The 22,620-nt window shown below is 67.0% G+C and carries 16 protein-coding genes and 5 pseudogenes; 7 read left to right on the forward strand and 14 right to left on the reverse strand.

Annotated features, from left to right (window positions below; translation table 11 throughout):
* Positions 1–929 precede the first annotated feature (929 nt).
* Entirely contained in the window at positions 930–1,295 is a 366-nt protein-coding gene (locus tag NM2_RS31805; protein WP_439956950.1) for a helix-turn-helix domain-containing protein, read from the reverse strand.
* 510 nt (positions 1,296–1,805) lie between these two features.
* On the opposite strand from NM2_RS31805, the gene NM2_RS31810 reads away from it, so the two are divergent.
* The 4 genes and pseudogenes from NM2_RS31810 to NM2_RS48040 form a co-directional block, all read left to right on the forward strand.
* A complete protein-coding gene (locus NM2_RS31810; protein ID WP_084531767.1) occupies positions 1,806–2,813 on the forward strand; it encodes a YihY/virulence factor BrkB family protein in 1,008 nt (335 codons plus the stop codon).
* Positions 2,814–3,205: 392 nt separating this feature from the next.
* Positions 3,206–3,541, forward strand: a complete 336-nt coding sequence (locus NM2_RS31815; protein WP_067676710.1) for an ArsR/SmtB family transcription factor — start codon at positions 3,206–3,208, stop codon at positions 3,539–3,541.
* The gene (locus NM2_RS31820) at positions 3,538–4,020 is read left to right on the forward strand and encodes an SRPBCC family protein (RefSeq protein WP_067676712.1); all 483 of its coding nucleotides are present in this window, start codon (positions 3,538–3,540) and stop codon (positions 4,018–4,020) included. The genes NM2_RS31815 and NM2_RS31820 overlap by 4 nt, the downstream gene beginning before the upstream one ends.
* Before the next feature lie 536 nt (positions 4,021–4,556).
* A pseudogene (locus NM2_RS48040) lies at positions 4,557–4,760 on the forward strand (IS256 family transposase); the annotation flags it as partial.
* Positions 4,761–4,791: 31 nt separating this feature from the next.
* Here NM2_RS48040 and NM2_RS31830 read toward each other — a convergent pair.
* Entirely contained in the window at positions 4,792–5,661 is an 870-nt protein-coding gene (locus tag NM2_RS31830; protein WP_067676716.1) for an alpha/beta hydrolase, read from the reverse strand.
* A 47-nt stretch (positions 5,662–5,708) separates the two neighbouring features.
* On the opposite strand from NM2_RS31830, the gene NM2_RS31835 reads away from it, so the two are divergent.
* On the forward strand, positions 5,709–6,164 hold the full coding sequence (locus NM2_RS31835) for a MarR family winged helix-turn-helix transcriptional regulator (RefSeq protein WP_169816272.1): 456 nt from the start codon (positions 5,709–5,711) through the stop codon (positions 6,162–6,164).
* A gap of 106 nt (positions 6,165–6,270) precedes the next feature.
* On the opposite strand, the pseudogene NM2_RS48045 reads toward NM2_RS31835, so the two are convergent.
* Positions 6,271–6,453 (reverse strand): annotated as a pseudogene (locus NM2_RS48045) (IS30 family transposase); the annotation flags it as partial.
* Between the two features lie 284 nt (positions 6,454–6,737).
* Between NM2_RS48045 and NM2_RS31845 the strand changes: the two are divergent.
* A pseudogene (locus tag NM2_RS31845) lies at positions 6,738–7,166 on the forward strand (IS630 family transposase); the annotation flags it as partial.
* A gap of 7 nt (positions 7,167–7,173) precedes the next feature.
* Here the strand turns inward: NM2_RS31845 and NM2_RS31850 are convergent.
* From NM2_RS31850 to NM2_RS51995, 10 genes and pseudogenes are all read right to left on the reverse strand, one after another.
* On the reverse strand, positions 7,174–10,461 hold the full coding sequence (locus NM2_RS31850) for a protein kinase domain-containing protein (protein ID WP_067676721.1): 3,288 nt from the start codon (positions 10,459–10,461) through the stop codon (positions 7,174–7,176).
* 71 nt (positions 10,462–10,532) lie between these two features.
* Complete coding sequence (locus NM2_RS51030) at positions 10,533–11,183, reverse strand: transposase (RefSeq protein WP_218026030.1); 651 nt, start codon at positions 11,181–11,183, stop codon at positions 10,533–10,535.
* A gap of 231 nt (positions 11,184–11,414) precedes the next feature.
* A pseudogene (locus NM2_RS49510) lies at positions 11,415–11,661 on the reverse strand (transposase); the annotation flags it as partial.
* Between the two features lie 301 nt (positions 11,662–11,962).
* Positions 11,963–13,006, reverse strand: a complete 1,044-nt coding sequence (locus NM2_RS31865; RefSeq protein ID WP_067676723.1) for an isopenicillin N synthase family dioxygenase — start codon at positions 13,004–13,006, stop codon at positions 11,963–11,965.
* On the reverse strand, positions 13,003–13,710 hold the full coding sequence (locus NM2_RS31870; protein ID WP_067676725.1) for a hypothetical protein: 708 nt from the start codon (positions 13,708–13,710) through the stop codon (positions 13,003–13,005). The genes NM2_RS31865 and NM2_RS31870 overlap by 4 nt, the downstream gene beginning before the upstream one ends.
* Positions 13,707–14,534, reverse strand: coding sequence for an N-acyl homoserine lactonase family protein (locus NM2_RS31875; protein ID WP_067676779.1), 828 nt, complete (start codon positions 14,532–14,534; stop codon positions 13,707–13,709). The genes NM2_RS31870 and NM2_RS31875 overlap by 4 nt, the downstream gene beginning before the upstream one ends.
* A gap of 4 nt (positions 14,535–14,538) precedes the next feature.
* On the reverse strand, positions 14,539–16,119 hold the full coding sequence (locus tag NM2_RS31880) for an ABC transporter substrate-binding protein (RefSeq protein WP_067676727.1): 1,581 nt from the start codon (positions 16,117–16,119) through the stop codon (positions 14,539–14,541).
* Between the two features lie 68 nt (positions 16,120–16,187).
* Positions 16,188–17,189: an ABC transporter permease gene (locus tag NM2_RS31885; protein WP_067676729.1), complete on the reverse strand. Its 1,002-nt coding sequence runs from the start codon at positions 17,187–17,189 to the stop codon at positions 16,188–16,190.
* A 10-nt stretch (positions 17,190–17,199) separates the two neighbouring features.
* Positions 17,200–18,069 (reverse strand): ABC transporter permease, encoded by an 870-nt coding sequence (locus NM2_RS31890; protein ID WP_067676731.1) that lies wholly within the window; start codon positions 18,067–18,069, stop codon positions 17,200–17,202.
* Positions 18,070–18,516: 447 nt separating this feature from the next.
* Complete coding sequence (locus tag NM2_RS51995) at positions 18,517–20,721, reverse strand: dipeptide ABC transporter ATP-binding protein (protein ID WP_245718312.1); 2,205 nt, start codon at positions 20,719–20,721, stop codon at positions 18,517–18,519.
* Positions 20,722–20,964: 243 nt separating this feature from the next.
* On the opposite strand from NM2_RS51995, the gene NM2_RS31910 reads away from it, so the two are divergent.
* Positions 20,965–21,633: a TetR/AcrR family transcriptional regulator gene (locus NM2_RS31910; RefSeq protein ID WP_067676735.1), complete on the forward strand. Its 669-nt coding sequence runs from the start codon at positions 20,965–20,967 to the stop codon at positions 21,631–21,633.
* Positions 21,634–21,758: 125 nt separating this feature from the next.
* Here the strand turns inward: NM2_RS31910 and NM2_RS53475 are convergent.
* Positions 21,759–22,548: pseudogene (locus NM2_RS53475) on the reverse strand (IS30 family transposase); the annotation flags it as partial.
* Between the last annotated feature and the right edge of the window lie 72 nt (positions 22,549–22,620).

Genomic DNA, 22,620 nt, shown 5'->3' on the forward strand with positions numbered 1-22,620 from the left:
GCTGTGCTGATCTTGAACACGCCGTTGTCATTGCGCCTCGAATGGTAATTTCCTGCCCGTTGATCGTCCGAACCAGCCACCGGGCACCACTTTCATATCTGCAGTGGCCCCGGACTGTGGATGGTCTCCGAGTGTGGGTCGATTGCTGTCCTGGACGAGAATCATTGCCGTGGCGTATTCGGCGGCCCGCCACAGACTGGAGTGCCCCGGCGCCGCAGGCGCCGGGGCACTGAAAGGGGGAATTACTGCGTCTTCCGACATGTAACCGAAACGTCGGTGATTACCCGAACCAGACATCTCTGCGGGTGACCCGACGGGCAATGCCTCCTCTCTCCTGACGGACTAATTTCATCCTGCCGTGCAACTTCATCGTGCTTCCCAGCGGGCGGTGGGACCTCGTACATGCTGGTCCCGTAGCCGCGCCCGCCGTCCTACCATCACGGGCAGTTCATCATCTCCCGTGCCGTTTCGACTCTTCTTTCTCCAACAACGAGAGAGAAACTACCGCGCAATGAACCAGATGTCTACTGTCGTCGCTGAAGAGTTTTTGCAGCGCGTCTTGCCGGCGCGAGGTCCTGCCGCGTCTGCGCAGTGTCTGCACGAGCACAGGACCTGGACACCGACGCACCTTCGACCGCATTTAGTGAGTGATCGCACCGCGTTCCGGGCGGATCGACATCGACGTCCCCCGGGCCATGAATCCCGCTGTGCTCGATGCCTCATCCGAGTTCATGTGGAATCGGCTCTGCGCAAAACCGGCGAATGGCCGGCCCGAATCGAGAGAGGCGTCGGCTACGAGCCTTGTGCCGGTGTCACCCGCTGGCCGGTGACCTACCTGACCGGAACACCACAACCCCTCACCGGCATGGGTCACAGCCCCGGCCGGGCGTGCACTCCGCGGTTACCGCAGTCGCGGGCGGGGGACCCGGTCAGCGCCGCGGGTCCCGTGATTCGTGCTCGTCCAGGGCGTGTTGCAGGGTGGCGTTCAGGGCTTGGGCCTCGGTGAGCTGATCTTCGAGGATCACGATCCGGCAGGCCCCTTCGAGGGAATTGCCGGTGTCGATCAGTTCGCGCACGCGCGCGGCGATCCGCAGCTGGTAGCGCGAGTAGCGGCGATGCCCGCCTGCGGATCGTTGCGGGGTCAACAGGCGCGCGGCGTCGAGGCTGCGCAGGAACGCCTGGGTAACGCCGAGGATTTCCGCCGCGCGGCCCATGCTGTAGGCGGGGAAGTCCTCGTCATCGAGTCTGCCGGTCCCAGCGGCACCGCCGGTGGGAGTCGTATCTGATTGCTGCACAACACCTCTCGAGATTTGAAACGCCGGGAGGCCCCGGCGCGGGTGCGCCGGGGCCTGGAATCTACGGATATGAACGGATCAACTGTTCACCGGCCTCGAGGGCCGATGGTTGCACCGCACCCGAAATTCCTCGGGTCGCGGAACAGACTGGGGACTACTCAGTGGCCACCACCTCCACTTGTGCCGGGTTCTGCCTGCGAAGGTCCTTGTTGTGCTGTGCGCCGTCCCCCTCCGGCGGCGGTCCAGGCCGGGAGGTTGGCCGGATTCTCGTCTGCGCCGGAGGGGACGGGTATACCGCATGCCAGGCAGTTCACCTGCCCAGCCAACTCGATCTCTCACTTCAACGACAGTGAAGTTACACACCGGAACACGTAATGTCTAGAGCTTCCACTACAGATTTTCGGCGAGCTGCGTATCGTCCCCGCCGCAGTCGTGCGCAGAGCACAATCGGCTGATCGCCACCACGATCGCCTGCAGCGCATCATTACCCGCTTCGAAGAGGAACGCGCCATGCACCACCACACCGGCTCAGGCGGCCAGGAGCCGCGCGATGCAGACGATCATCCAGCTGAGGAAGCAACGACCGAGCATCCCGTCCCCACGTGTGGTGCCCGCGCTGCACCGGCCACCGACGCCAACGACGGCGGCCCGGCGGGAAGGCACGCGTATTCGACGGCACTCAAACGCACCGTGATCACCGCCTGGGACGACAGCATCACCGACTGGGCGGCCGCCATGACCTACTACACCTTCCTAGCCCTGTTCCCCGTGTTACTGGTCATCGTCTCCGTATTCGGGCTGTCCCAGCCCGCCGCGATGCCTGGTCTGATCGAGCACGTCACAGCCCTGGTTCCCGCGCAATCGCGGGACTTGATCCGCAGCGCCCTGCAAGCAATGATCCGCCAGCGCTCGGATGCCTGGCTGCTGACCGGCTTCGGTACGGCTGCTGCCCTGTGGTCAGGATCGAGTTACCTGAGCGTCTTCCGGCGCGCCATCTACGCCATCCATCACACCGACAGCCGCCGCCCTGTATGGCGAACGGCCCCACGCATCCTCATCAGCGCGGCCATCGTGGTCTCGCTGCTCGTCGCCAGTGCCCTCGCTCTCGTCCTCACCGGAACCCTGACGGCCAAACTGGGCCGCCTGCTGCGAATCGGCAGCGCCCCACTCACGGTGTGGGACGCGCTGCGGTGGCCCGTGCTCCTCACCCTCGCCATCACCCTGGTACTCGTGCTGTACCGGTCGGGGCCGAGCTGGACGCGCCCGATACCTCTGATGGCGCCGGGCGGAATCCTGGCCGTCGCGCTGTCACTGGCCTCCTCCGCCGGCTTCGCCCTCTACGCCTCCCACGCAGCCACCTACGGCCGACTCTACGGCTCGCTGGCCGGACTGGCCGTCTTCCTGATCTGGATTTGGCTTTCCAACCTCGCCCTGGTCATCGGTGCCCAGTTCAATGCCGAACTGGCGAAGATCCGAGCCCAACGCGCACCGCACCGATCAAACGCAGGTACGCGGTAGTCCGTGGATACGGCGCGACGTCTGCGCACCGGCAGGGCTCCGGCCGTCTCGGATGAAGGATGCCCCAGGCCGTGGCGGGATGCGAGCGCGGCGGGTGGACCGTGATGCACGTCGGCACGACCGGGTGTACCCGAGGTGCCCCAACGGGTCGCGGTTGCTGATCCTGCACGGCCGATCCCGCCAGTAGTTCTGCGACGTCCCGTAGGTTCGAGTGGCCGCCCGAACGCGGCTGACATGTCAAGAAACTCGTGTCAAGACTCTAATCTGACGCCATCTACCCCGGTCACGTGTGTGGTGTTGGGGCTGTAACCCCAAAGCGACAGTTGTCAGGGTGATGGCAGGTCGGACACCAGCGTTGCGCGCGAATATACGTAAGTATAAACTTACCGTTCGTGGGGACTTACCAAAGTGAGGCGCTCGACGCGCTGGGCGATCCGACTCGGCGGGCGATCTTCGAGCGGCTGGGGCGCGGGCCGTGCGCGGTCGGCGAACTGGCCGCAGAACTGCCGGTGAGCCGACCCGCGGTGTCGCAGCATCTGAGGGTGCTCAAGCAAGCGGGCTTGGTGGTCGACGAAGCGTCGGGCACCCGCCGGATCTACCGGCTCAACCCGGCCGGAATCGACGCGTTGCGCACGTATCTCACCCACTTCTGGTCGACAGCGATGTCGGCTTTTCGCGACGAGGTGAACAAACCGGCCCGCACGGGCGAACCCGAGGAGCAGTCATGACCCAGCAGTTGAACGACAATGAAGTACGCGTCGAATTCACCGTCGATTCGCCGATCGAGAAGGCATACGACGTGTTCACCACTGGCATGAACAGCTGGTGGCCGCGTGAGCATCACATCGGGGTGGGCGCTCTCGCCGAGGCTGTCGTCGAGCCTCGCGTCGGTGGGCGGCTGTTCGGCCGTGAGACCGACGGCACCGAATGCCCGTGGGGTCGGGTGCTCGTGTGGGATCGTCCCACCCACTTCGCCTTCTCCTGGGACATTTCCTTGGACTGGCAGTTCCAGCCCGACCAGGCCAAGACCAGCCGGGTCGACGTCACCTTCACCGCTGTCGATAGCGGGCGCACCGCGGTCACATTGGTGCATTCCGGATTCGAAAACCACGGCGAGGGTTGGCAATCCATGCGCGACGCGGTCGGCTCCGATGGCGGCTGGCCGGCGCTGAAGGACGGCTATGCGAAGGCCGCCTCCGCCGCGTGAACCTGTGCCGGTGGTGCGGTCGATGCCGCGGAAGCATCCGCACCACCGGAATGCCGCCGTCGAGGTTCGGGCGGGCGTCCGCGCTGTTGGCGAAAAACTGGTCCCACGACCGGACAGGTCGAGACGACCGTGGATGAGAATGCCGGGGATCCCGGCGAGGCGGTGGGCGTCACGGAGCAATTGGCTGTCGTCGAGCCAGGCGGCGTGGGCGAAGTAGTGGGTGCAGATCCGCACCAACGCCATCCGTGCCGCATCCGGTTTGGCGTTGTGTTGGTCTGGTGTGCTGAGGGTTTCGTGCGCGATGACGCGTCCTCCCGGGCGCACATTCCCACGCGGCCGTCGCGCGCACTCCCGCTGTCGCGTGTCGGGGCGCGCGCGGGTGTTGAGCGGTCGAGAAGGGAGCGTCGTGCCGGGGTGAACAATTCGGTGTGATGCCATCGCGAAGTTGACGCGTCTCGGTGACTCAGTCGGTGTGGTAGTTGTGGGCGTGCGCGTGTGCCGGATGTGGCGGCGGGTCAGCAATCGCGGTTTCCGGCCATCGGCTCCACCTGAGAACGACAAATCCGATCGAATCTACTTTCGCGACAGTGCGATTGAGGAGCAAGGTCACCAAAGGGCCGGGCTCACGCGCCGCCGGGAGCGCGATGGTGTTCAAGCTGGTCGAGTCCGCTCGAGCCCGCTGGCGCGCCGTCAACGCCCCACACATGGTCGCCCTCGTCCGCGCCGGAGCCGCCTTCGACATGGAGCCACCAAATGCTCGATCCGCGGTGTTCAGGCGCTTCCTCGGTTGTCCAGGGACTGGCGAAGGAACCGTCCGACATTCTCCAGCGCCCAGGCGGCTTCCGGCACTTCGGAGCCTTTTGCCTGAAACACATGCGACATGCCCGGGGTGACTTCGAGCGTCACGGCGACGTCGGCCGCTGCGAGCCGGGAGGCAAGTCGAGTCGCGTCGTCGAGTAGTACCTCATGCGAGCCGGCCTGGACGAGCGTCGGCGGGAGCCCTGCGAGGTCGGCGAACAACGGGCTGACGAGTGGACGACCCGCGTTGGTTCCGCCGAGGTATGCGTGGAATGCTGCCTGCAGTGCCTCGGCTGTCACCACCGGATCGACGGTCGCCTTGGTACGGTAGCTCTCACCCGCCATCGTCAGGTCGCTCGCCGGTGAGAAGACGACGGCCGCGCGGGGCAGTGGCAGGCCGGCATCGCGTGCGGCGACCAGCAGCCCGAGCGCGAGGGTGCCGCCCGCGGATTCGCCGCCCACAGTGATCTCGTCGATGGGCACCTCGTCCAGCAGCGCCCGGTAGGCGGCGAGCGCGTCGTCGAGAGGGGCGGGATGTGGATGCTCGGGGGCCAGGCGGTAGTCGATCGAGAGCACCCGGGTCCGCGCAGCGCGGGCGACGTTCGCCGCGGGGGCGAGCGTATTGCGGGGTGAACCGGCGACAAAGGCACCGCCGTGGATCCACAGCATGACCCCGCTCGGCCGAGTCCCCTCGATGGTGACCTCGAGGGTCGGGATTGCTCCCAGTGCCGTGTCGCGCAACCGTACGTCGTCGGCGATCGGCCGGAAGGCCATTACCTCGGTGAAGAAGCGGCGCTGTCGGTCGATCAGTTCGGTCATCTTGTTCGTGTCGACGATAGTCATGTACGGTCAAAACATGCTTCCCCAGAATTATCTTCCCAGGAATACAATTGGGTGAGCTGGATCACGCAGTCCTCTTCGAGCGGATCGTGCGGCTGCAGGTGGACCTTTTCGACGCCGTCGACACCCGCTTGCGTCGCGAACTGGACCTGTTGCTGATCGCGCTGTTGCCGCTGCGGATTGTCGCGGCGCATCCAGGCTGCCGGGTACAGGACGTCGCCGACGGCCTGGGCATCAGCGTTGGCGGGGCCAGCAAGTCGGCGGATCGCCTGGAGCGCAGCGGCTGGGTACGCCGGGTCGACAACCCATCCGACCGACGGTCGTCCATGCTCGAACTCACCGCAGCGGGCAAACGAATGGTCGCCGCCGGTTCTGCGATCGTCCGCGAAGAGATGGATGCGCGGCTCGCCCCGATCCTCGGGACGCGGGAACTCGCGCACTTCGCCGCAGACATCGACCGGCTACTCGGGCTACACCAGAACGGCCGTGACTCGGACACGCTCTGAACTGATACTCACCGATCCACAAGATTTGACAATTTCTCCAATCGATTCCGCGATACCCGACTCGCGCAGCGCCTCGGCGAACGCCAGCGACGTCTATTGGGCGGATTCAACTGTTCGTAGCAACACAGTCCTGTTGGAGTGAGCGTAGGTGGTCGTCGAGGGCTTCGGCAGGGGTGCGCCAGCCCAGGACCTTCCGTGGCCGGGTATTGAGGACGTGGGCGACTGCTGCGAGGCTGGCGGCGGAGTGCCGGCTCAGGTCCGTTCCTTTCGGGAAGTACTGGCGCAGAAGGTCCTCTACAACCCGGCGACGATGCAGGTGCGGCGGTATCGCTATCGCGGCACGCGCATTGCCACACCATTCAATATCGACAGTCTCGACCCGGCCGGAGCTCGTTTCCGCCGGACGAGTCACGATGACACGGCGTTCGTCGGGCAGGTGTCCGAACTCGTCACCTGAACCCATCGAGGCACGTGGAGAGCCCGGTGCGGGGACAACTCGCACGCCGGGTTCGACGGGCGGAGACGAGGAAACCGACAGCCGAAATGCTGCACGGCGCCTCGTCTCCGACCCAACAGATGCAAGCCCTGGACCGTTCACAGCCGCTACTGCCGATGATGCCGGGCATGCCCGAGCGCCGCACCCACGACTACGCCCGTCACGGCACCACGAGCCTGTTCGCCGCGTTCGACATCGCCGATGGCACCGTGATCGTCAACGAATGGCTCGCCCGGCCCCCTCGCTTCCATATCCATTTCACCCCGACCGGGTCGTCCTGGATCAACCAGGTCGAACGCTGGTTCGGATACCTCACCGATCAGCTCACCCGCCGTGGTGTCCACAAAAGCGTTGCGGCACTGGAGAAAGACGTCACCACGTGGATCGAGTGCTGGAACGAGAATCCCCGGCCGTTCGTCTGGCGCAAGACCGCCGACCAAATCCTCGACAGCCTCGCCCGCTACTGCCACAAACTTACGGCGCTGAACAACGACTCAGCACACTAGCGGCAAGTCAACGATTCTGTCGTTGGGCATCTACTGCGATCCAGGCCGCGATCTGTGCGCGGGAGGTGAATCCCAGTTTGGTGAGGATGTGTTCCACGTGGCCCTGGGCGGTGCGTGGGGAGATCACCAGTTTGGTGGCGATCTGCTTGTCGGTGAGGCCTTGGGCGATGAGATCTGCGACCTGACGCTCCCGCTTGGTCAAAGCCACGTGCGGGCCCGACGTGGGCGCGGTATCGGTGGGTTGCTCGCCGAGTGCGTATGCTACGGCTTCGTCCATGCCCATCGCCCGGCCGTGCCGAAAGGCCGCGTCGAATCCTCGTGCACCGAGGGCGGATCGCGTCAGCCGGACACATTCGTCGTGATGCTGCGGCATTGCGGGGACGATGCTCGCAACGTTTCCGCCTGACCGGTCCAGCTCGTGCGCGGCACCCATCAGCACGGCTGCGCGCTCGGCGTCACCGTCGGGACCGACCATCCAGGCCAGCGCCTCGAGACTCAACGCGGCGACGTACGGGCTGCGCATTCGCCGGTTGACGCGCAGCGCATTCTCGAGTAACTCCACCGCCCGGGACCGCTCACCTTGCTGCCAGACGGCAACACCTATTCCCCACGACGCTGTCGACCGTAAGAGCGATTCGCCAGCCGCTTGGGTGATGGAAAGCACTTCCCGCTGATACTCGATCGCCCGCTGCGTATCACCGCTCCGTTCGCACACCCAGCCGATCCCGGTCAAAGCGCAGAGGTAAAGATATCCTCGCCGATTCGAGCCGAGCGCCTCGACGGCACGTTCGAAGTGGGAGGACGCGGCCGCAAGCTGCCCGCGATAGAACGCCACGGCGCCGTCGGCATAGGCGATCAGCGCCTGCGTCATCGGGGTGGGGGCCTCTTGGACGAGCACACGCGCCCGCTCCGCGAAGGCGGCCGCCGCCTGCACATCGCCCTGCATTGCCGCCATGACGCAGCCTGCATGGAGCGCTTTGACACCGTCGGGTATGGGTTGCTGGGCGGGGTGGTTGACGACCCGCTCGATCCAGCGCCGACCTTCGCCGTACAGACCCAGATAACTCCAGAACAGCAATAGTGCGGCAGCAGTCTGGAGTCCTGCTTCGGCCGCCTGCTCGGTGTCCTCCGATAGGCAGTATTCGAACGCGTCGCGCAGGTTCGGCAGTTCGCGCTCGAGTCTGACGACCCAATAGGGTTGCCGGTCGCTGATCCACCCGGCCTCTGCGTCCAGCGCCAGCCGTCGGCACCAATCGAGGTGCCGGCGCCGAATCAGCTGATCCTCGCCGGACTCCCGCAGCTTCTGCCGCCCGTAGTCGCGGATCGTCTCCAGCATCCGGAACCGCACCACGCCGTTGGACTCGGCACGGATCAGGATGGACTTGTCCACCAGCGAGGACAGCTCATCGAGCGGACTCTCGGGGGGCAGACCTTCACCGCATACCTGTTCGGCGGCGTCGAGTTCGAAGCCGCCGGCGAAAACCGACAGCTGGGCCCACAGTCGCTGCTCGGCCAGGGTGCACAACTGGTAGCTCCAGTCGACACACCACCGCAGGGTCTGCTGCCGCGTGGGCGCGGTGCGGCTGGCGCGGGTCAGCAACGCATACCGGTCGTCCAGTCGCTGCAAAATCTGCTCGGGCGACATTGTCTGCATCCGGGCCGCGGCGAGCTCGATCGCCAGCGGCAATCCGTCCAGCCGGGAACAGATCCGGGCGACGGTGGCTCTGTTGTCCTCGGTCAGCTCGAAATCCGGCACGACCGCGGTGGCGCGGTCGGCGAACAACGTCACCGCGTCGTATCTGGGCAGTCCCCGCAGTGACGGCTCTTGATCCGGGTCCGGCACCGTCAGCGGCGGAACCCGTAGCACCGCTTCCCCGGCGATGTCCAGGGGTTCACGGCTGGTGACCAGGATCCGCAGGTCCGGACAGGCCCGCAACCAGGTCTCGACCAGCCGCGCCACCGCCGCGACCAGTTGTTCGCAGTTGTCCAGCACCAACAGTGTCTCTCGTGTGGACAGGTATTCGATCACCACCTCGGGCAACGCGCGCGCCGGGTCGTCGCGTAAACCCACGGTGGCCGCCACCGTGTTGACCAGCAGCGACGGGTCGGACACGTCGGCCAGTTCGACCAGGCGCACCCCATCGGTGAACTCGCGTCGCACGGTGGACGCGACACGCAGCGCCAGCCGTGTCTTGCCGACCCCGCCGATCCCGGTCAAAGTCACAAGCCGGGACGAGGACAGCAAGTTCTTCAGCTCCGCGACCTCGGTGCGGCGATCGACGAAACTGGTCAGCTCCAGCGGTAGAACGTCGGAACCCCATGAAGTCTTCGCCGGCACCGCGGATGGATGTAACCTTCGTGCGGCTGGGGTGCGGTGCCGGTGCTCGCGGGCCTGTTCGGTGTGCAGTGCGATCTCGTCGACGGCTAATCCGTGGCGGTACTGCGCCTGCTGGATCGCTTCCCCGAACGCTGCCGCCGACGGCCGCTGGTGCGGGTCGCGGCTCATCGCAGTGGCTACGACCGCGGAGATATCCTCGGCGATGCCGCTGTCGCGTAGGTCGGGCACGGGTTGGGTGGTGATCCGCAGGAACTGGGTGACCACGTTCTCCCCGCTGTGGCGTTCGAACGCCGCATGCCCGGTCAGTGCACAGAACAGGGTGGCGCCCAGTCCATAGACGTCCGCCGCTGGTGTGGGAATCCCGCCCTCGAGCACCTCAGGGGCGGTGAATGCCGGCGACCCGGTCAGGGTACCTGCGGTGGTCTGGAACCCGCCGACGATGCGGGCGATGCCGAAGTCGGTCAACGCGGGCTCCCCGTAGTCGGTGAGCAGGATGTTGCCTGGTTTCACGTCCCGATGCACGATGCCCAACCTGTGCGCGGTCTCGAGCGCGCCCGCGATCTTCACCCCGATCCGCAACACCGTCTCCGTAGGCAGTGGACCCTGCTGGCGGATCCGCGCGTCCAGGGAATCCGACGGGTGATACGGCATCACCAGGTAGGGCCGACTGCTCGCGGTGGTGCCGGACTGTAGCACGGTGACGATGTTCGGATGCCCGGTCAGTCGACCCATCGCCTGCTGCTCCCGGAAAAAACGAGCCCGGTTCTCGGTGTCCAGTTCGGCGGTCAGGATCTTCACCGCCACCGTCCGGTCCAGCTCCGTCTGCGCGCAGCGATACACCACGCCGAAGCCACCGCGCCCGACTTCTTCGGCATCGACGAACCCCGCCGCGCTCAACTCCTCGATGACTGGGTCGGACACGTCACGCAGTGTCCGGAACTGATCGTCCTCGCTCATCGGCCGCACACAATCCGCCAGCGCTTCCCTGGTACAGGGTGGCAGGGGTTAACTCTTCGTTAATGAACAGACTATCCCATTGAACGGCAGCGACTGAGCCTACGGGAACGCGCTTCGGATCGGTCGGCAAACGCGGATTCAAGCGGTCGGCCCTGGCCACGCGCTGCCCCGGTAATCAGGGCGACTTTGTCAGCAACTCGTCCAGCCATTGCCTGCATCACGGCCGGTTTCGTCGGTGCATCGGCTGGCTGAGCAACGGCTCGTTCATCGACGATCAAGGCGCGGTAGACGACATCGGACAGGCGCCGACGCAGCAGGCGCATGGCTTCGACGCGGGCCTTGCCGCGTCCGGTGAGCTTGTCGAGGTAGTCCTTGCCGGGCCCGAGGCCACGGGTTTGGGTAAGCGCGATCATATGCGGGGCGCAGTTGATCCAGCGATTACCGCCGCGGTTGAGCCTGACCTTGCCAGAGGTGCTGCCTGACCACACCGGGATCGGCGCGGTGCCGGTGAACCGCGCATAGGCATCCTTGCTCCGGAATCGTTGTGCCCCAGCAGTTTCGCCGATGATCACCGCGGCCGAGAGCACCCCGCATCCGGGAACGGCCAGCAGGCTCGGCGCCAGCAGCCGGACCCGTTCACGCAACTGCCGTTCCAGATCGTTCCGCCAGCCGGCGCCCAACCATGTCGGCAGCCACCAGAGTATGGCTGCGCTTATGGGCATCCACGCCAATAACGACCAGGTTCAACGGGTTTCATCCTCTCCAACGGCACCGAGACTTCCCAGTCGAGTGAGGACGGGCACGCGTCAATCGGGCATAGAGCGCGCTCCTATCAGGCCACGAACCCCACCAGCTGGAACCCGGCGGGGCCGCACATCGTGACAAGCCACCAGCATCGAAGCCGGGGCAGCGAAGAAAAGCGCGAACCCCGCCGGGCTTGATCATCTTTACATTGACGCGAAGAAAGCCGACGCGGCTTTCAGAATTGCGTTGGCGCGCTCGAGTTCTGCGTTCTCACGCCGCAGCCGCTTCAACTCCTCCGACTCGTCCGTGGTGGCGCCGGGACGAGCACCGGTATCGACCTCGCTTTGACGCACCCACCCACGAACCGTCTCCGGATGCCCTACAACCCAACAACTCGGCGACCGCCCGCATCGCCGCCCATTCCGACCCATGCTGATCACGGATCTCACCAAACATCCGCACGGCCCGCTCACGCAGCTCGTCCGGATACTTCCTCCTCGACACGACTCCATCCTTCCCAAGAGATGAAGTCTCCGGACTCACCGGGGCGGCTCGAGAGCGTCGGTCGCAGTCGAGGCCGACTGTCCGATTGTGGTCAGCGAATGGTGTTCCTCGTCGATCTGCTTGCTGACCTTGTGAACGAATTGGACTGCCTGGTCTGCGGCCGGTGATCTGCTCCACCGCGCCGGAAGTTCGGTCGAGCGGTCCTATCAGCGTACCGGTGTGATGGTTCCGTTCGAGTTCGGCGTGGCTCAGGTCAGGCGTGCGGCACCCGCGCGCCCTGGCCGAAGGTGCCGACGCCGACCGAGCCCTCGGGCAGCACCAGGTCGCCGGATTCGATCCGGGTCCGCAGATAGCGGAAGACCTGCGCGGTCTGCGCGAACAGATGCTCACCGGCTCGCAGCGGCGCCCGGTTCGGCCGGCCGGGTCCGGCGAACTGGGGCAGTGGGGCGACCACCGTGTCGTAGTCCACGTTGAAGAACAGCGGGAACGAGTACCGTTCCTCGGTGACCTTGCGGACTCGGTGGGTGGTCGCCACGAACTCGCCGTTTGTCCACAGTTCCAGCATGTCGCCGACGTTGATGACGAAGGTGCCGGGAATCGGTGGCACGTCGATCCACTGCCCGGCGCCGTTGAGCACCTCGAGGCCAGGGGCGGTCGGCTTGAGCAGGGTGAAACATTCGAAGTCGGTGTGCGCCCCGATGCCCTGGGCGTCCTGCGCGCCGGGGTCTTCCCAATAGTGGATCAACCGCAGCTGGCTGGGCGTCTTGGTGGCGAAGCGCAGGAAGGTATCCGGATCCTCGCCGAGCGCGACGGCAAAGGCCCACAACAGGTCCCGGCCGATCGCCAGCACCGCCTGGTAGTAGTCCGTCACCGCCGTGGCGAAACCGGGCAGGTCCGGCCAGGTGTTCGGGCCCAGCATGGGATTGCCCGCCAGATGGTCGGGGTCGTCGGCGGGCAGGTCCAGCGCGGTGTCGAAGGCTTCTTTCAGATCCGGTGTACTGCCGGGCGAGTAGTGGCCCTCCTCGCCCAGCGGCACGTAGCCGCGGTGGCAGCGCGATCGGCCGATGTAGGAGCGCATCTTCTCCTCCAGCGGCAGCGCGAACAACTGTTTCGTCGCGGCCAGCAGCTCATCGAACAGTACCGGATCCAGGCCGGTGCCAGCGATATAGAAAAACCCGACTTCTCTTGCGGCACGGCCGATCTCGGTGGCGACGGCGGTCCGGTCGGTGGTCTCGGCCGAGCGCAGGCCGCTGATGTCGATGACCGGGACCGAGGTGAACGAGGTGAGACCACTCATAATTGTGGTTTTCCTTCCGTGTCGGTGACGGTCCAGGCGCGGCGCACCGGCCGGCCGTCGGGACCGATGTCGTGGGTGTGCACAGTGGCGGAATCGGTTGCAGTCGGGGTCAGCTCGCAGCCCTCCCGCCACGGAATTGCGGAATCGGTGATGGTCCAGTGGGATTCGGTGACCGTGCCGAGGGACAGCTCGACGCCGGCGCCGACCCGGGCCGCCCAGCCGAACCGGTCGCCCACGCGGACCAGCAGCGCGCGGGCGTCCGGGCCGGACAGTTCGAGGGCCCAGCGGGCCGAATCCGGTTCGGCCGGTTCGTGTTCCCAGTGTTCGACGTAGTCGGCGTGCACGCCGGTCTCGACGATCACCGCGCCGGCGAGCCGCATGCGGCCCTCGTCCGGGAACGGCCCGGCCGGCTGCAGGCCGATGTCGCGACCCCAGTGGAACAGGTCGCCGTCCCGGACCAGGGTGCCGGCGAACCCGTCCACCGCCGCCAGCCAGTCCCGATGTGCCGTCGGCAGATCCTGGACCTCGGCGGCGCAGCGTACCCCGGTGAAGTCCGGTCGCGATGCCGGCCGCCGCAGGTCCACGAACCGCGAGAGCCCTTGCAGCCAGCGGACATCGGTGGTTGTGTCGGTGACGCCGGGGGCGGTCAGCAGAGTGCGCCGCCACAGGCCCGCGCAATCCAGGGTCGTGATCGGGGCCGTCATTCGCCGAACCGTTCGCGGAAGTGCTCGGTCCAGTGCGGCCAGGCGTGCGGATCATGGCCGGGAATGAGGGGGTAGCCCTTGTCGGCCGCGAGTTTCTTCAGCCGCCGGATCGGTTCCACCGTCTCCTGCGGATCGACGTCGACGTAGCCGCCGATGGCCAGCTCCTGCTCGATGTTCTCGGTGAGATCGGCGGCGTCGAAGGCGAAGACGAAACCGCCTCCGCCGACCGACTCGTCCAGTTCGACCACGAAACTCTGGTGCCCGGGCGTGTGCCCGTAGGTGGGCACCGCCCGAACCCCCGGCGCGATGTCGGCCTCGCCGTCGGCGAGCCGCCAGTCGATGCGCGGATCGTCGAAGTCGACGCGGGCCATGGCGTGATGCTCGGGCTCCGGATGATTCGCCAGCCCGTACTGGAGTTCCCGCCGCTGGGCGTGCACGGGCACTCGCCCGGCGAACAGTTTCAGCCCGCCCGCGTGGTCGTGGTGCAGATGGCTTACCGCGACCGTGTGGATGTCGTCGATATCGATGCCGATGTCGTGCAAGGACTCCTCGATGGGTTCACCGGGCCCCGGCAGCACCGGGATGTACTCGACGTTCGGGTAGAAGCGCCGGTACAGCGCCGGATCCCGGATGAGCGCGGTGTTGAAGCCGGTATCCAGCAGCACCCAGCCGCCGTCGGTCTGGATCAGCACGCCCGGAGTGGGTTCCCGCAGCCGCTCGTGCGGCGGCGCGCCGTGCACCGAGATCGCCTTGGGCAGGTCCTCCCAGCCGAGGGTGAGCAATACGATTCGCCGGGCGCGGGCCGGCCGTATGAGCGTCGCCATCACGTCACCGGACCGACAGGGAGGCCAGCCGCAGCGTGTTCGGCTCGGATACAACGTGCGATTCCGCGACACCCGCGAGCCACGGCTGAGCGACCATGAAGTCGTCGATGTCGACCATGTTGAGCCAGCAGCCGGTGGCCAGGGCCTTCTCGGCGGCGTCGGAGAAGGCGTCGTCGCTGCCGGTCGCCTTCCCCGCGCTCGAGGCGGCGGTCACCTCGGGCGCGGAGCAGCCGAGGTAGTTCAGGCCGCCGTCCGGGTCGAAACTGATGTGCCCCCAGGTGTACGGCGACGGCGCGTCCGGCCAGCCGACCAGGGCCAGCATATCCGGGGCCTGGCTCTCGTCGGTGCCGATCCAGCCGTAGATCTGCGAGGTCGGGTAGCCCTGCACGGTGGCGGTGATGCCGAGTGCGGCCAGCTGCGCCTGAATCAGGTTGCCCACCAACAGGTTGTCCGGATTGGAGGAGTCGTAGCCGATGGTGATCGACTTCTTGTCCGCCGGCAGCGTCGCCACCAGCTTGGCCAGGGCGGTGGTGTCGTGGTTCACGTGCTGTTGCGCGAATTCGGGCGCGATCATGTTGGGCGGGTACACCTGTGGCGCGATCTTGCCGCGCCCCGAGAACGCCTGCTGCACCAGCTGCGAGAGGTCGATCGACTTCTGGGCGGCGGTGCGGACCGCCTGATCGGCAAACGGGCCGTGGTGCGGATTCAGGTACAGGTAGTCCGACATCATGGACGGCAGTGAATAATGGGCGTACTTGGCGTTGCCGATGTAGGACGCGACCGCCGAGGACGGCAGGTCGTGCATGATCGCCGCGAGCTGACCATTGTTGAACTGCAGTTGCTGCGCCGAGGTGTCGGTGATCACCGGGATGTCGACACTCGTGAAATACGGCTTGGCGCCCCAGTATCGGGGGTAGGCGGCCAGCGCGTAGTGGGCGCCGACCCGGGCGTCGGTGAGAGTGTAGGGGCCGGTGCCGAGGTCGTGGGTGGTCAGATAGGTCTGGTCGTGGTCGGTGCCGGCGTTGGCGGCCAGCCCGGCCGGGCTCATCATGCGCGGGCCGTACGGGGAGGCGAGGTAGTCGAGGAAGGCCGAATTGGGCGCTTTCAACGTGATCGTGACCCCGAAATCGCCTTGGGTGGTCACGGAATCGACCTCCGAGACCATGTACGCCGGGCCCTGGTTCACCGCGAGCCGGCGGTCGAAGGACGCCTTCACGGCGGCTGCGGTGAATGGGGTGCCGTCGTGGAAGGTGACGCCCTGGCGCAGCTGGAAGGTGAAGGCCTTGTTGTCGGGCGAGGCCGTCCACGAGGTCGCCAGCAGCGGCTGCAGCTGAGGCTTGTCGGTGCCCGGCGCGAACTGCAGCAGGCCCTCGTAGGTGTTGGTGGTCAGCAGCAGGCCCTGGGCGGCGTAGAAGACGTCCGGGTCCGGCGGCTGGCCCGGGTCCTGCAGGAACGACAGGTGCAGCACGTGATCGGTGGGCGCAGCATTGGGACCGGTACTGCCCGAACCACATCCGGTGGCGGCCAGTGCCACCGCGGTGGCGGCGGCGAGGGCGCCGAGGTGACGGCGACGCGGAATTCTCATGGGGTCTCCTGGGATTCGGGAACGAAGTCGGATGAGGAAAGGACCGGACGGAGGCGGGCCCGGCAGGGTCAGCGTGCGGTGGCCAGGCGCGGATCGGCGGCGGCTTGCAGCAGGTCCACCACGGTGTTGAGCACGACGTAGAAGGCGCCCAGCAGCAGGGCCACCCCGGCGATGGCGGGGAAGTCGGCGACCGGAATGCTCTGCGCGACGTACTGTCCGAGGCCGGGCCAGCCGAACACCTGCTCGACTACCAGCACTCCCGAGAACATCAGGCCCACTTGCAGTCCGGTCATCGACAGCGCGGAACCGACACAGTTGCGCAGGATGTGGCGCAGCAGCACGCGAACCGGGCTGAGGCCCTTGGCGATCGCGGTGCGGGCATAGTCGCTGTCGAGATCCTCGAGCAGGCTGGAGCGCAGCACCCGGCCGATCGCGACGGCCGGGCCGATCGCGACCGCGAACGCGGGCAGCACCAGGTGGTTCAGCGCGTCGGAGACCACGTCGAACCGGCCGGCCAGCAGCCCGTCAATGGTCAGCATGCCGGTCGGGCCGGTCGGGGCGCCGCTGATCATGGTGCGGCCGTTGGCCGGCAGCCAGCCCAGCTGCTGGTAGAACACGATCAGCCCGACGATGCCGAGCAGGAACAGCGGTGTGGAGGCGCCGACGAACAGGACCGCGCGCAGCAGCCGGGCACCCGGCCAGCGCAGGGTCGTGCCCACGGCCAGCAGCACTGCGAGTACCAGGGCGATGAGGATGCCGTACAGGGCCAGTTCGGCGGTGGCGGGCACGTAGGTGGCCAGATCGGTGCCGACCGGGCGGCGAGTGCGATAGGAGACGCCGAAGTCGCCGTGCGCGGCGCCGAGCAGGTAGTGCCAGAACTGCACGAGGATCGGCTGATCAAGGCCGAGGGCGTGCCGGCGCGCGGCGATCGCCTCGGTTGTGGCCTGGGCGCCGAGTTGAGCGTGCACCGGGTCCAGCGGCGAAATGCGTTGCAGAGTGAACATGACGGCGGTCAGGAAGACCAGGATGGCCAGCATGGAGGCCAGCCGGGACAGGACGAAGGTACGCATCGGCGGGCTCCTAGCGGGTTTTCAGCAGGTTGCGCAGACAGTCGCCGGACACGTTGCCGATCAGGGCGAGGACGCCGACGGCGATGCCGGGCATCACCGGCACCCACCACTGCTGCAGGAAGTAGGTGAGGTTGCGGGCGGCGTCGGCGCCCAGTTCCGGTGCGGGAGCGGCTTGCCCGAGACCGAGGAATGACAAGGCGGCCAGGGTGAGGATGAGGGTGCCCAGGTCCATGCTGGCGGCCACCAGCGCGTTGGGTAACGCGCCGGGCAGCAGATGCCGGACCGCGCGCCGGACCGGGCCCACCCCGGCCAGCTTCGCAGCCTCGAGGTGCGGCCGGGCCGCGAACCGAGCGACGTCGCCGCGCACCAGCCGGGCGTAGAACGGCCACCACACGATGGACACGGCGATCAGGGTGTGCGTGAATCCGGGCCCGAGAGCGGCGACCAGCGCAACGGCCAGCACCGGCGCCGGCAGTGCCAGGAACGCGTCGGTGATCCGCATCAGCACCGCGTCGAGCACTCCGCCGGCCGCCCCCGCCACCAGTCCGACCAGCCCGCCGACCACCAGCCCGCCCGCCACGACGGCCAGCGCGGCCAACCAGCTGGCCCGTATTCCGTACAGGACCCGGCTGAGAATGTCCCGCCCGATACTGTCCGACCCGAGCAGGAACCCATCGATCCCCGGCGCCCGCAACGGCGCACCGATCGGCACCAGCGGATTGTGCGGCGCCAGTACCGGCACCGCCACCGCCACCAGCGTCACGAGCGGCAGCAACGACACCCCTGCCCAGTTCAGCACGACTGCCCGATCCACCGGCCGGATTGCCGGCACGCGCACGCGCCACTTCTGGACCGTCGAGATAGGAATGGAGATCGCCATCTCAGTTCGCCTTTCGTCTCTGGCCGATGAGTGCGAGCGAATGCTGCGCCCGAGCGGCGTGGCCGTCAGTTGCCGCGCACCGCCGGATTGCGATCGCCACAGAGGTTTTCGCCCTGTCAGCTCGCTGTCCGGGTGATGTATGTGCCTGACCGAATGCCATGGAGGCAGCGCCTGGTTCGAGCGCGGACACCGCCGGATATCGTCTGTCGCTGCGTGAGGTGCGGTGCCGGATCACGGTGCGGGCCAGAAGATCGGCGATTGCGGCTCGCGTCCCGGATGATGCGGCCGACCTGATGAGCATGGCCCGTTCACGCGGTGTCTCGGTGGCACCGAGAGCCGTCGCTTCCGTTGCCGGGAATCGCCGGTACGCCGCGCTCGACAGCGATGGTTCGCCGAGCACTGTGCGTCGGTGCCCGATCGCCTGTGCGGATATGAATTTCGCCATGGTCAGTTCGTTTTCCGTTCGATGCAGGCGACCTGGTGAGGGCTGCCGGGACGGCCTTCCAGGCGGATGGCCAAGGCGGGGTCGGCGCAGGTAGGGGTGGCGAGGGGACAGCGAGGGTGGAAGCCGCAGCCGGTGGGCGGGTGCAATGGGCTTACGGCTTCCCCGGTGGGGATGGCGGGAGTGGCGCCGATATCGGGAACCGACGCGATCAGGGCGGCGGTGTAGGGGTGGACGGGGGCGGTGACCACCCGGTCGGCGGGACCGATTTCGACCACCTGGCCCAGGTGCATGACGGCGATGCGGTCGGCGATCACCCGGGCCACCGACAGGTCGTGAGTCACGAATACCACCGACATGTCCAGGGCCGCACGTAGTTCGGAGATCAGGTTGAGCACCGACGCGGCGAGCGAGACATCCAGCGCACTGGTCGGCTCGTCGCACAGCAGCACCGCGGGGGGCACCACGGTCGCGCGTGCCAACGACACCCGCTGGCGCTGACCGCCGGACAGTCGCGCCGCCCGGGATTTCGCGATATCTGCGGGCAGCCCGACTCGTCCGAGGGCGGTAGCGACCGCGTCTCGGCGCTGGGTACGAGTCATGCCGGTGCCACGCAGACGTTCGGCGATCTGCTCGCCCACCGGCAGCCATGGCGTGAGCGATGCGCCCGCGTCCTGGAACACCATCTGCGGATGCCCCGCCAACGTTACCGACCCGCTGGTGGCCTGCTCCAGCCCCGCCATCACCCGCAATAGCGTCGACTTCCCGCACCCGCTCTCACCGACGATAGCGAGGGACTCCCCGGACCTGACCGTCACCGACACGCGCCGCAGCGCTTGCAGCCCAGCCCGCCGCCCCACCCCACCGACCGTGAACGTCTTGGTCACATCGTGCACCGACACCACCGCCGGTTCGACCGAATCTACTTGCTCCCCAACCACATCCGCAGTCGCCGCGACGATGCCGGCGCCGTCCGCGCCCGGCCTGCCGGGCGCTGACTCCCCGCCACCGACATCCATCACCGAACTCTCGGCGCCCGCCGAGCGTGCTGCGGCCGTCGACATGGATCTTGCCGCGTCCTCCCCGACCGAAACCGCAGCTGCCACTGAGGCGATGTCTGAAGCGGGTGTCGAGGCCGAGGACTCGGGCTCGGTGTGGTGGTCGGATGACCGATCGCCGGGCGCGGCCGCGGCCAGGTGCGGCCGAGTGGCCGAATCATGCTGTGGGATCACAGGTTCCGTGAAGGGTGCCGGGATTGGGCAGGCGCTGGTGCGGGTGGGGGTGATCGGGAGGGGATCGGGTGGGGTGTGGTCGCAGTCGGGTGTGGCGCGGTCGCAGCGGGGGGCGAAGGCGCAGCCGGGCAGAGGGGAGGCGGGGACCGCGCCGGGGAGGGTCGGAAGAGGGGAGATGCGGGGGGTGTCCAGAGTGAGGCGGGAGCGGAGCAGGCCGATCGTGTAAGGGTGCGCAGGGGTGGCGAGAACCTCAGCGGTGAGGCCGATCTCAGCGATGCGGCCGGCGTAGAGGACGGCGATGCGATCGGCGATCTGGCCGGCCACGCCCAGATCGTGGGTGATCAGCAGGATGCTGGTGCCCATGGTGTCGCAGATGCGGCGCAGCAGGGCCAGCACCTGCGCCTGCACGGTGACGTCCAGCGCGGTGGTCGGCTCGTCCGCGATGATCAGGTCCGGGTCGCCCGCCACCGCCATCGCGATCATCACCCGCTGGCGCAGCCCACCGGACAGCTCATGCGGATAGCTGCGCATGCGGCGGCGCGGTTCCGGCACACCGGCCGCCGCGAGCAGCCGCTCGCCCTCCTCCGCGCTGCCGGCCGCCTCGATCACCTGGGCACCGATCCGCATGGTCGGGTTGAGGGAGGTCATCGGATCCTGGAACACCGCACCCAGATGCAATCGGCGCACCCTCCGCAGAACGCGAGGATCATTGCCGCGCATGTCCGCTCCGGCCACCTCGACCGTGCCGTCGACGGTGGCGGTGCGTGGCAGCAACCCGAGCAGCGCCATACCGAGCACACTCTTGCCCGAACCGGATTCGCCGACCAGCCCGAGGATTTCGCCGCGCGGTACGGCCAGCGATACCCCGCGCAGCGCGTGGATGTCCCGGCCGTCGCGCCGGAAGGCCACGCGGAGCCCGGCGATCTCGGCGGCGGAAGTCCCGGGCGCCGAAGTGGTTTCGGCTGTCGCAGTGCTCATCTCGTGCTCCGGCTGGCGATCGGTGGTGGCGGCGAGTTCCGCTCACCCTGTCGATTGACAGTTTTTCCCGCCATGTGTCGGATTCGATGACGCTGGAGTGTCGATCACACTTCGCTCGGTAACTTCTTGTTTGCCAATGTTTCTATCGAGTGACAGAAATTCGTGAGCGCGTGATTCGGGCAGCTCAGCCGGGCACGCGCCACCACCGCCCGGTTAGGTTGATGCCATGACGCAGGTGCTGACATGAAACAGGTGGGTCCCGGGCGACCGCGCCTGGAGCAGCGGCGTCGCCGGGGGCAGACGGCGCGGGCCGAGATCCTCGACGCGGCTGCGGAACTGTTCACCGCCAACGGATACGGCAACACCTCCACCCGTGCGGTGGCCGACGCGGTCGGCATCCGGCAGGCATCGCTTTACCACCACTTCGCCGCCAAGGACGACATCCTCGAGGCACTGCTGGCCGACACCATCGCCATTCCGCTGCTGCTCTCGCAGCGGCTGCTGGCCAGCGGTGGTCCGGCCGCGCCTCGGCTGTACGCGCTGGCCTGGTACGACGTATGGCAGCTGTGCACCAGCCGCTGGAATGTGGCGGCGCTGTACGTGCTGCCGGAACTGCGCACCGAGCGGTTCGCGGGCTTTCGCCTGCGTCGCGACGAATTGCGCAGGCACTACCGGACATTGGCAGCGGCGGTGGTAATCGAAGTAGGCTCGGGCGGGGTGCCGGTCGCGGTGGACCTGCCGTTCCGGCTGGTCGAGACGGTGATCAACGTCCGATCCGACGACGGCGCTGACCCCGCGTCCGCAGTACACGAGGTCCCCGAGGGTGCACTGCGCATGCTCGGCTGGCCCGATCCGGCGAGCGTGCGTGCCGCGGCCCGAGCGCTGCTTATCGACAGCGGCATCGAGTTGTGACCGGTGCGTCGACTGTGAACCGTCCTGGATCCGGTTGAGACTCAGTTCAGGCCACTTCTGCCGAGGTGGTCTGTTGATGGTAGAGGTGTTCGTATTCGATCGGTGGCTGGTACTCGATGGTGTTAGACGGATAGGTCGGTGAACTTCGGAAAGTATTGGCGCAGAAGACCATTCGTGTTTTCGTTGATTCCGCGCTGCCAGGGCGAGTGCGGATCGCGGAAGTAGATGTCCAAGTCGATCGCGGCGGCGATCTGGACGTGGTTGGCCATTTCCTGGCCTTGGTCCCGGGTCAGTGTCCGGGCGCAGGGCGCGCGGCAGCCTGGCCATCGCGATGGTCAGTGCTTTCTGGACGTCCAGGGCCTTGTGGGTGTGCGGCAAATCCAGCATGACGAACCCGGATGCGCGCTCGACCAGCGTGCCGATGGCCGAACCGTTGGCTGTTCCGGTGATGAGGTCGCCTTCCCAGTGTCCAGGTACCGCCCGGTCTTCGACCTCGACGGGCCGTTCGCGGATTGAGACCATACCGGCGAGTCGACTGCGGCGTTACCGGGTTTGCGGCGTGGCCTACGCAGGCTGCGACCGGTCCGCAAGCATTGTGCCGGTTCGTGTTCGAGTGCGCTTCGGCCTCGAATATAGAGCGCTGATAGATCGTCTCGTGGGACACGCGCATCTGGGGATCGTCGGGGAACTCGATCGGCAGTCGCCTGCTGACCTGTTCGGGACTCCGTTTGACCTGCAAATGTTGCTCAACATAGTCGCCCAATCGGGTATTACTCTGCAGCAGTGGGACTTTAGGTCGAACGCTCGCTTGTCTGCCAGGGCCTGGGCCACCGTCGCCCGATATCCGGTCTTGGGCCGGCGCGTGCCACGGGCAAGCTCGCGGCTGATAGTCGAGGGCGCCCGTCCGAGTGCTCGGGCGGGAGCTTCCCTGCGCCTGATCCTCGCAGCGAAGCCGACTGAATCTGCTGCTCGAGCTCGGCCACCAAC

The organism is Nocardia miyunensis NBRC 108239 (assembly GCF_001613065.1).
GTDB classification, from domain to species: Bacteria; Actinomycetota; Actinomycetes; order Mycobacteriales; family Mycobacteriaceae; genus Nocardia; species Nocardia miyunensis.

Coding starts and splice junctions, on each gene's coding strand:
- NM2_RS31810 (WP_084531767.1), top strand. CDS start 1,806: ATGCACCACCACACCGGCTCAGGCGGCCAGGAGCCGCGCGATGCAGAC.
- NM2_RS31820 (WP_067676712.1), top strand. CDS start 3,538: ATGACCCAGCAGTTGAACGACAATGAAGTACGCGTCGAATTCACCGTC.
- NM2_RS31830 (WP_067676716.1), bottom strand. CDS start 5,661: ATGACTATCGTCGACACGAACAAGATGACCGAACTGATCGACCGACAG.
- NM2_RS31850 (WP_067676721.1), bottom strand. CDS start 10,461: ATGAGCGAGGACGATCAGTTCCGGACACTGCGTGACGTGTCCGACCCA.
- NM2_RS51030 (WP_218026030.1), bottom strand. CDS start 11,183: ATGCCCATAAGCGCAGCCATACTCTGGTGGCTGCCGACATGGTTGGGC.
- NM2_RS31865 (WP_067676723.1), bottom strand. CDS start 13,006: ATGAGTGGTCTCACCTCGTTCACCTCGGTCCCGGTCATCGACATCAGC.
- NM2_RS31870 (WP_067676725.1), bottom strand. CDS start 13,710: ATGACGGCCCCGATCACGACCCTGGATTGCGCGGGCCTGTGGCGGCGC.
- NM2_RS31875 (WP_067676779.1), bottom strand. CDS start 14,534: ATGGCGACGCTCATACGGCCGGCCCGCGCCCGGCGAATCGTATTGCTC.
- NM2_RS31880 (WP_067676727.1), bottom strand. CDS start 16,119: ATGAGAATTCCGCGTCGCCGTCACCTCGGCGCCCTCGCCGCCGCCACC.
- NM2_RS31885 (WP_067676729.1), bottom strand. CDS start 17,189: ATGCGTACCTTCGTCCTGTCCCGGCTGGCCTCCATGCTGGCCATCCTG.
- NM2_RS31890 (WP_067676731.1), bottom strand. CDS start 18,069: ATGGCGATCTCCATTCCTATCTCGACGGTCCAGAAGTGGCGCGTGCGC.
- NM2_RS51995 (WP_245718312.1), bottom strand. CDS start 20,721: ATGAGCACTGCGACAGCCGAAACCACTTCGGCGCCCGGGACTTCCGCC.
- NM2_RS31910 (WP_067676735.1), top strand. CDS start 20,965: ATGAAACAGGTGGGTCCCGGGCGACCGCGCCTGGAGCAGCGGCGTCGC.